The 12858-nt window shown below is 72.5% G+C and carries 15 protein-coding genes; 11 read left to right on the top strand and 4 right to left on the bottom strand.

Features of this window, described 5'->3' with window-relative positions; genetic code table 11:
- The first annotated feature begins 626 nt into the window (after nucleotides 1-626).
- The 3 genes from ACFQ11_RS07665 (at nucleotide 627) to ACFQ11_RS07675 (ending at nucleotide 2989) form a co-directional block, all read left to right on the top strand.
- The gene (locus tag ACFQ11_RS07665) at nucleotides 627-992 is read left to right on the top strand and encodes a hypothetical protein (RefSeq protein WP_378297217.1); all 366 of its coding nucleotides are present in this window, start codon (nucleotides 627-629) and stop codon (nucleotides 990-992) included.
- A 303-nt stretch (nucleotides 993-1295) separates the two neighbouring features.
- Complete coding sequence (locus tag ACFQ11_RS07670; RefSeq protein ID WP_378297218.1) at nucleotides 1296-1973, top strand: RNA polymerase sigma factor; 678 nt, start codon at nucleotides 1296-1298, stop codon at nucleotides 1971-1973.
- Nucleotides 1970-2989, top strand: a complete 1020-nt coding sequence (locus ACFQ11_RS07675) for a CU044_5270 family protein (protein WP_378297219.1) — start codon at nucleotides 1970-1972, stop codon at nucleotides 2987-2989. The genes ACFQ11_RS07670 and ACFQ11_RS07675 overlap by 4 nt, the downstream gene beginning before the upstream one ends.
- Before the next feature lie 78 nt (nucleotides 2990-3067).
- Here ACFQ11_RS07675 and ACFQ11_RS07680 read toward each other — a convergent pair whose 3' ends face one another.
- The gene (locus tag ACFQ11_RS07680; RefSeq protein WP_378297220.1) at nucleotides 3068-4513 is read right to left on the bottom strand and encodes a catalase; all 1446 of its coding nucleotides are present in this window, start codon (nucleotides 4511-4513) and stop codon (nucleotides 3068-3070) included.
- A gap of 95 nt (nucleotides 4514-4608) precedes the next feature.
- Nucleotides 4609-5058, bottom strand: coding sequence for a Fur family transcriptional regulator (locus ACFQ11_RS07685; protein ID WP_378297221.1), 450 nt, complete (start codon nucleotides 5056-5058; stop codon nucleotides 4609-4611).
- Between the two features lie 225 nt (nucleotides 5059-5283).
- On the opposite strand from ACFQ11_RS07685, the gene ACFQ11_RS07690 reads away from it, so the two are divergent.
- Complete coding sequence (locus ACFQ11_RS07690; RefSeq protein ID WP_378297222.1) at nucleotides 5284-6387, top strand: CapA family protein; 1104 nt, start codon at nucleotides 5284-5286, stop codon at nucleotides 6385-6387.
- A gap of 138 nt (nucleotides 6388-6525) precedes the next feature.
- Here the strand turns inward: ACFQ11_RS07690 and ACFQ11_RS07695 are convergent, their stop codons facing one another.
- Nucleotides 6526-7089: a PadR family transcriptional regulator gene (locus tag ACFQ11_RS07695; RefSeq protein WP_378297223.1), complete on the bottom strand. Its 564-nt coding sequence runs from the start codon at nucleotides 7087-7089 to the stop codon at nucleotides 6526-6528.
- A 96-nt stretch (nucleotides 7090-7185) separates the two neighbouring features.
- On the opposite strand from ACFQ11_RS07695, the gene ACFQ11_RS07700 reads away from it, so the two are divergent.
- Nucleotides 7186-7578: a nuclear transport factor 2 family protein gene (locus tag ACFQ11_RS07700; RefSeq protein ID WP_378297224.1), complete on the top strand. Its 393-nt coding sequence runs from the start codon at nucleotides 7186-7188 to the stop codon at nucleotides 7576-7578.
- A gap of 116 nt (nucleotides 7579-7694) precedes the next feature.
- Nucleotides 7695-8276 carry a hypothetical protein gene (locus ACFQ11_RS07705; RefSeq protein WP_378297225.1) on the top strand — a complete coding sequence of 194 codons (582 nt, stop codon included), beginning with the start codon at nucleotides 7695-7697 and terminating at the stop codon, nucleotides 8274-8276.
- On the opposite strand, the gene ACFQ11_RS07710 is transcribed toward ACFQ11_RS07705, so the two are convergent.
- Complete coding sequence (locus ACFQ11_RS07710; protein WP_378297226.1) at nucleotides 8227-8667, bottom strand: hypothetical protein; 441 nt, start codon at nucleotides 8665-8667, stop codon at nucleotides 8227-8229. The two genes, ACFQ11_RS07705 and ACFQ11_RS07710, sit on opposite strands and share 50 nt — an antisense overlap.
- A 240-nt stretch (nucleotides 8668-8907) precedes the next feature.
- On the opposite strand from ACFQ11_RS07710, the gene ACFQ11_RS07715 reads away from it, so the two are divergent.
- Genes ACFQ11_RS07715 through ACFQ11_RS07735 form a run of 5 tightly spaced genes read left to right on the top strand, consistent with a single transcriptional unit; the run spans nucleotide 8908 to nucleotide 12847 of the window.
- Nucleotides 8908-10278 (top strand): hypothetical protein, encoded by a 1371-nt coding sequence (locus ACFQ11_RS07715; protein ID WP_378297227.1) that lies wholly within the window; start codon nucleotides 8908-8910, stop codon nucleotides 10276-10278.
- The gene (locus tag ACFQ11_RS07720; protein WP_378297228.1) at nucleotides 10275-10847 is read left to right on the top strand and encodes a hydrogenase maturation protease; all 573 of its coding nucleotides are present in this window, start codon (nucleotides 10275-10277) and stop codon (nucleotides 10845-10847) included. Before ACFQ11_RS07715 ends, ACFQ11_RS07720 begins: the two co-directional genes overlap by 4 nt.
- Before the next feature lie 7 nt (nucleotides 10848-10854).
- Nucleotides 10855-11226 (top strand): hydrogenase maturation nickel metallochaperone HypA, encoded by a 372-nt coding sequence (locus ACFQ11_RS07725; protein WP_378297229.1) that lies wholly within the window; start codon nucleotides 10855-10857, stop codon nucleotides 11224-11226.
- Entirely contained in the window at nucleotides 11226-11786 is a 561-nt protein-coding gene (locus ACFQ11_RS07730) for a hemerythrin domain-containing protein (RefSeq protein WP_378297230.1), read from the top strand. Before ACFQ11_RS07725 ends, ACFQ11_RS07730 begins: the two co-directional genes overlap by 1 nt.
- Complete coding sequence (locus ACFQ11_RS07735; protein WP_378297231.1) at nucleotides 11783-12847, top strand: NADH-quinone oxidoreductase subunit B family protein; 1065 nt, start codon at nucleotides 11783-11785, stop codon at nucleotides 12845-12847. Before ACFQ11_RS07730 ends, ACFQ11_RS07735 begins: the two co-directional genes overlap by 4 nt.
- Nucleotides 12848-12858: the final 11 nt, after the last annotated feature.

The following is a 12858-nucleotide window of genomic DNA, read 5'->3' on the forward strand; positions in this document are numbered from 1 at the left end:
CCCTAACCGAACTGGAATCGGTTTCTCATGATGCCGCGAGTTCCTGCCAAGTGCCATGACCCGGGATGTAATCGACGTTCCCGGAACCTCGATCGGTGAGCGGACACAAGGCGACTATGAACGCGCACAGTCTCACCGACGCCGAGTAGCGGGCCTGCTACAGCCGCACACCGGCGGCGGGCCGGAGGCCGACCCGGAGCCGTGGAAGGGCGAGGGCTGCGAGGTCGCGGGCGAGATCGTCCGCAGCGCCTACCGGCTGCACGACGACGTCATCGAGTGCGGGTGCACGCTCTCATCTACGTCGACCACCGAGCGGCGCTTGCGGCCAGAGTGGACGGTCGACACATTCCGGTTCATAAACGTCAGCCGCTCGCGGGCTTTCACGGCCATTTATCTCGCCCGGGCGCCCGAGATTCCGCACGCCGGAGGTCGTCCGCCCGCGCGCAGCGGTTGTCGGCCTCACGCGTCGTGATCTGGCACAACTTGACGATCGGAGCCTGTCGTCGACCGCGACAATGCACGGGGTGCCCCCCGGGTCATCGAAATAAACCTCCAATTAGGGACTTGACAGGCGATCACGGCACGCTGATGATCAAAGTGCAAGATCCCCCCGAAGGGAGTTCGAAATGCGGGCGAAGAGCAAGCGAATCGCGTCCATGGCGGCCGTGGCGCTCACCGTGGGTTGGGCGCCTGTTACGTTCGCCATTCCGAGCGCAACGGCGAGCGAGAAGGCCGCAGCCACTCCCCTGGCGGCCGGGTGCCAGGACTGGACGCCGCATATGAGGCGGGTCATCGAGCCCGGCGGCGCGGCGGTGCACACCAGTTATTACGGGTCGTCCAGAGTGATCGACAGGTGGTCGTACCGTACGCTTTTCCGTGTCGACAAGCGATGCGTGAACAGTTACGGGAACCTGTGGTGGCACTCGGACTGCTGCACTGGCACCAAGGGCTACATCTGGAACGACTACACACAGTTCGCCAATTACACCTAAGAAAACCCATTCGGGGGTCATCGCCAATACCGTCGCGCTCAGCGGCGGTATTTGGTGTTAGTGAGCTTTTTGCAAGGGGCGCCGCACGCCTTGATCGCTTTGAGCCGTCCGGGAATTCGGGGGACGAGCAGACGCCGCCGTCGGACTCGAGGGGGTTCGCGCCCGGCATCGGCAGGTGGTCGGTGCGGTCGAGGTCGGGCATCGGGATCGCCGGCGGGTCGCCGAACAGGTGGCCGCACGCCATGACGCCGGATGTAATCGACGTTCCTGGAACCTCGATCGGTGAGCGGACACAACACGGTTATGAACCCGCACACCCCCACGGACGCCGAGTTGTGGCGGCGCGCCCGCGACGGGGATGAACACGCCTTCGCGGTGCTGTTCGACCGGCACGCGCGCACCGTCTACAACTACTGCTTCCGCCGGACGGCGAGCTGGTCGGAGGCGGAGGACCTGACCTCGGTCGTCTTCCTGGAGACCTGGCGCCGCCGCGCGCAGGTGGACCCGCCGTCCGACTCGCTGCTGCCCTGGCTGTACGGCGTGGCGACCAACGTGTTGAACAACCACCGGCGGAGCCTGCGGCGGCACCGGGACGCCCTCGCGCGCATCCCCGCGCCCGTTTCCCCGCCGGACGGCGCGGACGAGGCGGCGGCGCGGCTGGACGCCGAACGCCGGATGCGCGAGGTCACGGCCGCGATCCGGAAGCTCCCCCGCAGGCAGCGGGAGGTGCTCGTCCTCTGCGCGTGGGAGGGGCTCGACTACGCAGAGGCCGCGGCGGCGCTGGGCGTCCCGATCGGCACCGTCCGGTCCCGGCTGGCGCGGGCGCGGGCGCGGCTCCGGGACGTCCCCGGCCCCGCGGGCACCGCGCGACCGGACACAGCGCGACCGGACACAGCGCGACCGGACACAGCGCCGGATCCGCCGGCGACCGGCGGAGGAGCCGAGCGGCCGACCCTGAGCCTTACGGAGGAGGCATCATGAACGATCTCGCACCCCCGCCGCGCCGCGACCTGCCGCCCGGCCGGCACCAGGTCCGCCGCGCCCACCTGCTCACCGAGCTCGCGGACTCCGGGGCCGCGCCCGCCCGGTCGCCGCGCCCGCGCCGCGCCGCCGTCGCCGTCGCGGCGTTCGGGCTGGCCTTCGGGACGGCCGTGGCGATCGCCGTCGCGCCGGGCGGCTCCCCGCCGGCGGGCCCGTCCCCCTCGGCGACGCTGAACGTCGGCGCGGTCGAGGTCCTGAACCGGGCGTCCCGCGCCGCCGCCGCGACCCCCGTCCTGCGCCCGCGACCCGACCAGTTCTTCTACTTCGAGTCGAAGCAGTACCAGTACGGGAGGACCGACCTGCGCCGCGCCTGGTTCTCGGTCGACGGGAGCCGCGCCGGGCTGATCCGCAACTCCGAGACCGACGACGGCGTGTGGACGTGCGCGGGCAACGCGGCGTGGAAGGAGCGGGAGAACGCCGCGATCGAGACCGGACGGCCGTTGCCGGTCGATCCCGCGGACGCCCCGGCCGACTGCGGCAACGGGGACGTCCGGGTGCGCGGTCTGCCGTCCGGCGTCGCGGAGATGCGCCGGTGGCTCTACCGGCATTCCAACGGCGACAACCCGCCGGACGTGCAGGCCTTCATCACGGTCGGGGACACGATCAGGGAACGCTACGTCGAGCCGGAGACGCTGTCGGTGCTCTTCGCGGCGGCGGCCGGGATCCCCGGCGTCACCGTGATCCGCGACGTGACGGACCTGGCCGGCCGGGCGGGCATCGCCGTGGGGCAGACGTGGCAGGGGGTGCGGCACGAGCTGATCTTCGACGCCGAGACGTACGCGTTCCTCGGCGAACGCGAGATCGTCGACATGAAGGGCACGTGGCGCCCGCCGGGCGCGTCCGCCTCGCCGGGCGCGGAGGACGTACCCGGCGAGCACGGCGACGTGCTCTACGCGGCGGCCGAGATCCGCATGGCGGTGACCGACCGGGCCGGGCAGATCCCCCCCGCGAAGTAGGGAGCGGCGGGGAAGCGGGGTGACATGGAAAGGGGCGGCCCCGTCCGGGGCCGCCCCTGGCTCGTCACGCGGGGAGGGTCAGGAGCCGTTGACGCCGAGGCCCTGCGCGACGCGGTCGCCCAGGTCCTTCTGGACGTTGCGCCAGTACTCGGCCACGCGCTTCTTCATGTCGGCCGTGACCTCGGGCGCGTTCGCGTGCAGCAGGATGTTGTGCACCATGTGGTCGCGGTCGGTCTCGCCGAGGACCTTCTCCCACAGGGCGCGCGGCTGCACGAAGTCGTCGTCCTCGCTGTGCAGCCGGTAGGCGCTGCGGACGATCTCGCCCGCGACCTCGTAGCCCTCGCCCTTCCACAGCTCCGGGTCGGCCTGCGGGCCGCCGACGGAGTTCGGCGCGTACACCGGGTCGCCGGAGTTGTGGTACGCCATCGCGCCGTCCTTGTTGTAGGTGTGGACGGGCGAGTGCGGGCGGTTCACCGGAAGCTGCAGGTAGTTCGCGCCGATCCGGTACCGGTGGGCGTCCGGGTAGGAGAACAGCCGGCCCTGCAGCATCTTGTCCGGGGAGGGGCCGATGCCGGGGACGAAGTTGGCGGGCTCGAACGCGGCCTGCTCGATCTCGGCGAAGTAGTTCTCCGGGTTCCGGTTCAGCGTCCACTTCCCGATGGTGATCAGCGGGTAGTCGCCGTGCGGCCACACCTTGGTGAGGTCGAACGGGTTGAACCGGTAGTCGGCCGCGTCCTCGAACGGCATGATCTGCACCTGCACCGTCCAGGACGGGTGGTCGCCGCGCTGGATCGCGGTGTACAGGTCACGGATGTGGACGTCCGGGTCCTGGGCGTCGGCCTCTTCGGCGGTGAAGTTCTTGATGCCCTGGTCGGTCTTGAAGTGGTACTTCACCCAGAACTTCTCACCGGCGGCGTTGTACCAGAGGAACGTGTGGGAGCCGTACCCGTTCATGTGCCGCCACGACGCGGGGGTGCCGCGGTCGGTCATCAGCCAGGACACCTGGTGGGCCGATTCGGGCGAGAGCGTCCAGAAGTCCCACTGCATGTTGTTGTCGCGCAGGTGGTTGTCGGCGCGGCGCTTCTGCGAGTGGATGAAGTCGGAGAACTTCTGCGGGTCGCGGATGAAGAAGACCGGGGTGTTGTTGCCGACGAGGTCGTAGTTGCCCTCCTCGGTGTAGAACTTGATCGCGAAGCCGCGCGGGTCGCGGCCCGCGTCCGCCGAGCCGAGCTCGCCGGCGACGGAGCTGAACCGCACCAGCGACTCGGTGCGGGCGCCCTTCTGGAACAGCTTCGCCCGGGTGAACTGGCTGACGTCCTCGGTGATCTCCAGAACGCCGTACGCGCCACCGCCCTTGGCGTGGACGACGCGCTCGGGGACGCGCTCGCGGTTGAAGTGCGCCATCTTCTGGATGAGGTAATGGTCCTGCAGCAGCAGGGGGCCGTTCGGGCCGACGGACTGGGAGTGCGCGTCGCTCGGGGCGGGGATCCCGGCGTCGGTGGTGGTGGTCGGCCTCTCGGACATGGGCGCGGTTCCTCTCTGGTGCATGGTGGTGCGCGGGGTTGACGTTCCGCTGAACGGGTTCGTGCCGGTCGGGGGCCCGGATGCGCGGACGGCGCTCATCCGCGGCCCGCGGTCGCCGCGTCGGGACGGCAGGCGGGGCACAGGCCCCAGAACGTGACGTCCGCCTCGTCGACGAGGAATCCGGAGTCGTCGACGGGGTCCAGGCAGGGCGGGTGCCCCACGGCGCAGTCGACGTCCCGGACCGCTCCGCAGCGGCGGCAGACGAGGTGGTGGTGGTTGTCGCCGGTGCGGCCCTCGAACCGGGCGGGGCTGCCGGCCGGTTCGATCCGCCGCACCAGTCCCGCCGCGGTCATCGCGTGCAGGGCGTCGTAGACGGCCTGCAGCGAGACGTGGCCGACGCGCTCGCGGGCCCCTTCGGCGACGGCGTCGACGCCGAGGTGGTTCCCGGCGCGGACGGTGTCGAGGATGGCGACCCGGGCCGCCGTCACGCGCAGCCCGGCGCCGCGCAGTTCGGCGGCGATGCTCGGCGTCTCGGTGGCGGTCATGCGACCCAACGTACCCCCTAAACACGAATGATTCAAGAAAACGAATCGTACAGGCTTAGCGGGGCGCCCGGCGCCGGACCGGACGTGCGCGGGAGGTCTCACCTGCATCACCATTTCGCCGAACGCGCAGGTCGCGGGCCATCGCAGTGGTACTCGCATGGCATGCTCGTCCCGTCACGCGAGCCCGAGCGGAGGCCGGTCCACATGAACAAGGTGCGCGGGAACATGCGGCGGAGCAGGATCGCGGCGGCCGCCGCGGCCGGGGGGACGCTGCTCGCCTCGGCGGCGTGCGGGCTGACGGGCGGGGACACGCCCCCGGCCGCGGGCGCCACCTCCCCGGCGAGCTCGGCGCCGCCGGCCGCCCCGCCCAGCCCGTCCGAACCCGCCAAGCAGCCGATCGTGCTGGCGTTCGCGGGCGACACCCACTTCCACGACCAGCTCCGGGCCCGTCTGCGGGAGCCCGAGACCGCGCTCGGGCCGACCGCGAAGACCCTGCGCAAGGCCGACCTCGCCATGGTGAACCTGGAGACGGCGATCACCGAGGGCGGGACGAAGGCCCCGAAGACGTACGCGTTCCGCGCCCCGGCGTCGGCGTTCACCGCGCTGAAGGCCGCCGGGGTGGACGTGACGTCCATGGCGAACAACCACGGCATGGACTACGGGGTGTCGGGGCTGCGCGACTCCATGGCGGCGATCAAGAAGAGCAGGTTCCCGACCGTCGGGATCGGGATGAACGCCGCCGAGGCGTACAAGCCGTACCGGGTCACCGTGAAGGGCAACAAGATCGCGATCGTCGGCGCCACCCAGGTCCTCGACGACCACCTGATCCAGGAGTGGACGGCCACCGACACCAAGCCCGGGCTCGCGTCCGCCAAGGACGTCCCGCGCATGGTGCAGGCGGTGAAGGAGGCCGCGGAGGGCTCCGACCTCGTCGTCGTCCACGTGCACTGGGGGCAGGAGCTCAACCCCTGCCCGCTGCCGCGCCAGAAGACGCTCGCCCAGGAGCTCACCGCCGCGGGCGCCGACATCATCGTCGGCGGCCACGCCCACATCCCCCTGGGCGGCGGCTACATGGACAACGGCGCCTACATCCACTACGGCATGGGCAACTTCCTGTTCTCCTCCGCGCGGGGCCAGAGCGCGCGCTCGGGAATCCTGGCGCTGAGGGTGGAGGACGGCAAGGTCACCAAGGACAAGTGGATGCCCGTCAGCATCCAGGGCGGCGTCCCGATCCCGCTCAAGGGCTCGGCGGCGAAGGCCGAGGTGAAGCGCTGGAACGGCCTGCGCGAGTGCACCGGCCTCAACGCCCGGCCGACCGCGACCCCCTGAACCGCGGCGCGCGAACGGTGACCCGCCGAACCGCGTCGCGGCGGCCGGTGGACTCTCCCACCGGGGGAGACGCCGGGCTGGAGCCGTGAGCAACGATCTCCTGCCGATCCTGCGCCACCCCGTCCGGTAGCCGGCGGGTCAGGTCCGGCTGGACGAGCGGCGCCGCAGGACGTCGAGGACGCGTTCGGCCCACCGGACGTTCTCCTGCTCGAAGGCGATCCCGCCGAGCAGGGTCAGGTACGGGCCGACGCGTTCGGCGTGCGCGAGGTGCTCCTCCTCGGTGCGTCCGCCGAGCAGGATCGTGCGGAGCCGTTCGTAGCGGGCGAGCTTGGCGCGCGCGCCCTCGGCCCGCTCGGCGACGGCGCGGCGGACGGCGTCGGCGTCGCCCGCGTCGACGGCCTGGACCTGGACGAGCAGGTCGTCGCGCATCGCGCCGGGGCGCGGCGGCGCGGCGGTGAAGTCGTGCAGGGCGCGGCGCCCGGCATCGGTGAGCGTGAACAGCCGCTTGTCGGGCCTGCGCTCCTGCCGGACGACGCGGGCGGCGACGAGCCCCTCGGCCGCCATGCGGTCGAGCTCGCGGTAGAGCTGCTGCGGCGTGGCCATCCAGAAGTTCGCGACCGAGGAGTCGAAGATCTTGGCGAGGTCGTAGCCGGACGCCTCGCCCTCCAGCAGCGCGGCCAGGACCGCGTGTCGCAGTGCCATGCCGGCCAACCTACCAACCGCGTTGACTATTCAATGAGTTGACTAGGAGATAGTGTCGTCCGCACCTAGTAAACGAATTGAGTATGGAGGTGGGACATGCACGCGTTTCGGAAGGCCGTGGAGGCGGGCGACGTCGACGGCGCGATCGCGCTGCTGGCCGACGACGTCGTGTTCGTCAGCCCGGTCGCGCACCGGCCCTACGAGGGCAAGGCGATCACCGCCGCGATCCTGCGGGGCGTGTTCCGGGTGTTCGAGGACTTCCGCTACGTGAGCGAGCTGGACGGCGCGGACGGCCGGGAGCACGCGCTGGTGTTCAAAACCCGCGTCGGCGACCGGGAACTGGACGGCTGCGACTTCATCCGGCACGACGCGCACGGGAAGATCACCGAGTTCATGGTGATGGTGCGGCCGCTGTCGGGCGCGAACGCGCTCGCCGAGGCGATGGGCGCCCAGTTCGACCGCATCGAGCGCGAGGCGCGCGGCGGCTGAGCCGTCGCCGCCGGTTTCCCCCGCGCGGGTGAGCGCCGGGTACCCGCGAGGGACGTGCCCGAAGGGGCGCGGTGGCGAGCATGGAGGCGTCCCGAGCAGCGCCCCAGGAGGCCGTCATGACCGCCACCGCACAGCCCGCCGCCGCCCGGCCCGACGCGGGCCCTACCGGCACCGGGCGGCCCGTGCCCCGGTGGGCCGACCGGGTCGCGCGCCTCGTCCCGCTGACCGTGCTGCCGTCCGGGCTCTGGCGGATCGCCCTCGGCCTCGGCGTGCCGCTCGGCTTCGCCGAGGGCGGTGACATGGTGGACTTCCCGCACCCGATCGGCACCCCGTACGTGTTCGCGCTGAGCGTCCTCGCCGAGTGCCTCGCGCTGCTCACGCTCGGCCTGGTGCGGCCGTGGGGCGAGGTGTTCCCCCGGTGGCTGCCGCTGGTCGGCGGGCGCCGCGTGCCGGTGGCGTTCGCGGTCGGCGCGGCGTCGCTGGGCGCGGTCGCGGTGACGCTGATCGGGTTCGCGTCGGCCGCGAACTGGTCGGACGCGATGTCGGCGCCGGAGGCCCCGGAGGGCGCCGCGGCCTGGGTGATGACGCTCGCCTACGCGCCGTTCCTCGCCTGGGGGCCGCTGCTGGCGATCGTCACCGTCCACTACTTCATGCGCCGCGTCCGGGAAGACGGGGAAGGCGCCGGCGGGGCCGCGTGACGGCGGCCGGCTCGGGGGCGAGGCGGCCGGCGACGACGACGCCGTAGAGCAGGTGGTCGAGCGCGACGGCCGCCCGCCAGGTCTCGCGGCGGTGCCGGGAGTGCTCGACGCCGAGGGCGGGACCGACGACCAGTTCGTAGCCGAGCCAGACCGCCAGCCCGTACGCCGGGCCGGCCAGGCGCCGGCCGCGGACCCGGTCCGGCAGGAGTCCGAAAAGCACGCCGCCGCCCGCCCCGTAAATCCAGTGAAAGATTTCGGTCAATGCTTCGCGTTGCCGTTTTGGCAATTTCCTCAACCGTTGCGGGGCGTTCTCTTCGACAATGGCCGCCGGCGGGCTCGTCTGCCGCGGCACGGTGGCCGCGGTGACCGTGCGCAGCCCGGTCATCGCCATGGCCGCGACACCGCCGCGGGCGCCCGCCCGGACGACCCTGCCGTACCGCCGCCGCCTGCGCCTTCCCATCCCGGCCCCCCGGACTGCCGCAGTTCCGCGTCACGCGATTACAGCACGCCGCGCGCCGAACCGGTAGGTGACGCCGTCACTTATCGGCGGGTGCCACTTACGCGGATCGCCGGCCCGTTGATAGACCCGAAAAAGGGCGCGCGGGGCGTTCCGGGCAGTGGGAGAGAGGCGATGGCGGCGACCGGTTTCGAGAGCGTGCGGGCGGTTGCCGACGCGATCCTGTACGAGGGCTACCTGCTGTACCCGTACCGCCGCTCGTCGGGCAAGAACCGGGTCCGCTGGCAGTTCGGGGTGCTCACGCCGCGCTCGTGGGCGGACGCGCACGGGCTCGACGACACGGGCGTCGCCGGGTCCGCCGAGTCGTGGTGGCAGCAGACCGAATGCCTGCTGGAGGCGTCCGACGACGCCGCGATCACCTGCCGGCTGCGGTTCCTGCAGGTCCAGCGCCGGACGGTCGAGCGCCGCCGCCCCGACGGGACGTTCGAGGACGTCGCCGCGCTCGGCCCGCACGTGCCGTTCGACGAGGCGGTCCCGCACGAGTTCGACGTCGCGGCGCCGCTGGCCGACCTGCTCGCGGGCGAGCGGCGGTTCGCCGTCCGCGCCCCGGCGGGCGAGGAGCACGAGGACGTCGCGCCGCCCGGGCGCCCCGGGGGCGGCCGGGTCGTCCGGCGCCGTCTCGACGTCGACGCGGTCGTGACGCTGTCCGCGTCCCGCTGCGACGCGCCGTTCCCGCTGCACCGGCTGCGGGTCCGGGTCGAGAACGGGCACACCGCCGACCGGGCCGCCGCGTCCCGGGACGAGGCGCTGCGCTGGTCGCTGCTCGCCGCGCACACGATGATCGCCGCCGTCGACGGGGCCTTCGTGTCGCTGCTGGACCCGCCGCAGTGGGCCGAGCACGCCACCCGCGAATGCGCGAACGTGCACGCGTTCCCGGTGCTCGCCGGGCCCGAGGGCGAGCGCGGGCTCGTCCTGTCCGCGCCGATCCTGCTGTACGACCACCCGCGGATCGCGCCGGAGAGCCCCGGCGACCTGCACGACGCGACGGAGATCGACGAGATCCTGTCGCTGCGGACGATGACGCTGACCGACGCGGAGAAGCGGGAGGCGCGGGCCACCGACCCCCGCGCCGCCGAGATCCTCGACCGGGTCGACGGGATGCCGCACGAGGTGCTCGGGCGGCTGCACGGCGCCGTCCGGTCCCGGGGTCCGCTGCCGAAGCCGCAGGACGGCCCGGCCGGCTCCGGCACGGTGCTGGTGGACGGCGTCGCGGTGACGCGCGGCAGCCGCGTGCGGCTGCGCCCGCGGCCGCACGGCACCGATCCGCAGGACCGGTTCCTCGACGGCCGCGCCGCGACCGTCGAGGCCGTCCTGACCGACGTCGACGACGCGTGCCACCTCGCGGTCTCCCTCGAGGACGACCCGGCCTCCGAGCTGAACCGCTGGTACGGGCGGTTCCGGTACTTCGCGCCCGACGAGGTGGAGCCGCTCCCGGACGGGCCGCTCCCGGACGGTCCGCTCGCGGACGAGCGGAGCGTGCGGTGACGGGGCCGGGCCGGGTGCTCGTCGCGGGCATCGGCAACATCTTCCTGGGCGACGACGGCTTCGGAGTCGAGGTCGTCCGGCGGCTGGACGCGCCGGGCCTGCCGGAGAACGTGGACGTCACCGACTACGGCATCCGCGGCGTCCACCTCGCCTACGAACTGCTCGACGGCCGCCACGACACGCTGATCATGGTGGACGCCGTCCCGCTCGACGGCGCGGGGCCCGGCGAGCTGGCCGTCCTCGACGCGACCGGCGCCGGGGCGGACGCGGACGGCGCGGACGACGGCGGCGCGTTCGGCGCGCCCCCGGTGGACGGCCACGGCATGCATCCGCTCGCGGTGCTGCGCCTGCTGCACAGGCTGGGCGGCCGGGTGGGGCGCGTCCTCGTCGTCGGGTGCCGGCCCGCGGACGTCGGGGAGCGGATGGGGCTGTCCGCACCGGTGACCGCCGCGCTGGACGAGGCCGTCCGGCTGGTGGGGCGGCTCGCGCGCGAGGAGGCCGCGCGCGTGTCCGGGAGGCCCCGCGACGTCCAGATCCGCAGAACCGACACGGAGGCGACCAGTGCATGAAATGGGAATGTGCGACGCGATCGTCGACGCCGCGCGCCGGCGCGCCAAGGGGCGCCCGGTGAGCGGCGTGAAGGTGCGCGTCGGCGGCCATCCCGTCGACCCGGAGGTCATCGACCAGGGGTTCCGGCTGGCGGCCGAGGGGACCGAGATCGAGGGCGCGCGCATCGACCTGGTCATGGAGCCGCTGTCGGTGCACTGCCGGGACTGCGGCGGCACGACGCCCGTCGGGTCGGCGGCGCAGCTCGCGGCCTGCCCGGTGTGCGGGGGCGTGGACGTGGAGACGCGGGGCCGCGACGACGTGGTGCTGGAGTCGATCACCGTCGCGGCGCCGGACGCCGCGCCGGAGCCCGCGCCGGAGCCCGAGCGGGGGAGCGCGTGATGGAGATGGACGCGATCGACCTGCTCACGCACGACCACCGGATGGTCGAGCAGCTCTTCCGCGACTTCCACGCGGCGGCGTCCGCGACGCAGCGCAACGGCGTCGTCGACATCCTCGTGCGCGAGCTGTCCAAGCACGCCGCCGCCGAGGAGCTGATCTTCTACCCGTTCGCCGGGAAGGCGCTGCGGGACGAGGAGCTGGTGCGGCGGCACCTGGCGGAGCACATGGCGGTGAAGGAGGCGCTGGCCGAACTGGACGCCCTGGCGCGGTCGGACGGCCGGACCGGCGGGCGCGCGGAGGAACTGATCGAGCTGCTGCGCCGCGACGTCGAGGAGCACGTCCAAGAGGAGGAGGGCGAGCTGATGCCGCGCCTCCGCGAGGCGGTGGACGGGACGGCGCTGCTCGAGCTCGGGCGGGCGCTGGCGAAGGCGAAGGGGACGGCGCCGACGCGCCCGCACCCGCACGCCCCGGACCGTCCCCCGGCGCTCACGGTGGCGGCCCCGGTGGCCGCCGTCTACGACCGGTTGCGCGATCGGATGCAAGGGAGGCCCCGGACATGACGCGGACACGCGAGCGAGGCGAGACGACGGCCCCGGAGGGCTTCGACGAAATCCACATCCTGTGGATATCCGAGGGGATGAGCTGCGACGGCGACACGGTGTCGGTGACGGCCTCGTCCCAGCCGGCGATCGAGGACGTCGTGAACGGGCTGATCCCGGGCCTGCCCAAGGTGAACCTGCACAACAAGGTGCTGTCGCCGACGCTCGGCGGCGAGGAGTTCCTCGCGGCGTTCCGGGCGGCCGCGCGCGGCGAGCTGGAGCCGTTCATCCTCGTCATCGAGGGGTCGATCCCGAACGAGAAGATCAACGGGGACGGCTACTGGACGTCGTTCGGCAACGACCCGGACACCGGCGAGCCGATGACGCTGAACACCTGGATCGACATGCTCGCGCCGCGCGCGTGGGCGGTCGTCGCGGCCGGGACGTGCGCGACGTACGGCGGGATCCACGCGATGGCGGGGAACCCGACCGGCTGCATGGGCCTCGCCGACTACCTCGGCTGGGACTTCCGGTCGGCGGGGGCGCTGCCGATCGTGAACGTCCCCGGCTGCCCGGTGCAGCCGGAGAACTTCATGGAGACCCTGACCTGGGTGCTGTACCACGCGGCGGGCGCCGCGCCGCCGCCCCCGCTGGACTCGATGCTGCGCCCGCAGTGGATCTTCGGCAAGACGGTCCACGAGGGCTGCGACCGGGCCGCGTACTACGAGCAGGCCGACTTCGGCCGGGACTACAACTCGCCGAAGTGCCAGGTGAAGATCGGCTGCTGGGGGCCGGTGGTGAACTGCAACGTCACCAAGCGCGGCTGGATGGGCGGGGTCGGCGGCTGCCCGAACGTCGGCGGCATCTGCATCGCCTGCACGATGCCGGGCTTCCCGGACAAGTTCATGCCGTTCATGGACCAGCCGCCCGGCGGCAGCCTCTCCTCGATGCTGATCAAGCCGTACGGGGCCTTCATCCGCCGGATGCGCGGCATCACCAACCACGCCGCGAACCGGGAACCGAAGTGGCACCACAACAAGGACGTGCTGACCAGCGGCTACGACCCGCGGTACCGCCCGTAGGGGCCCGCGAC

This window comes from Actinomadura sediminis (genome assembly GCF_042675525.1).
Lineage (GTDB): Bacteria > Actinomycetota > Actinomycetes > Streptosporangiales > Streptosporangiaceae > Spirillospora > Spirillospora sediminis.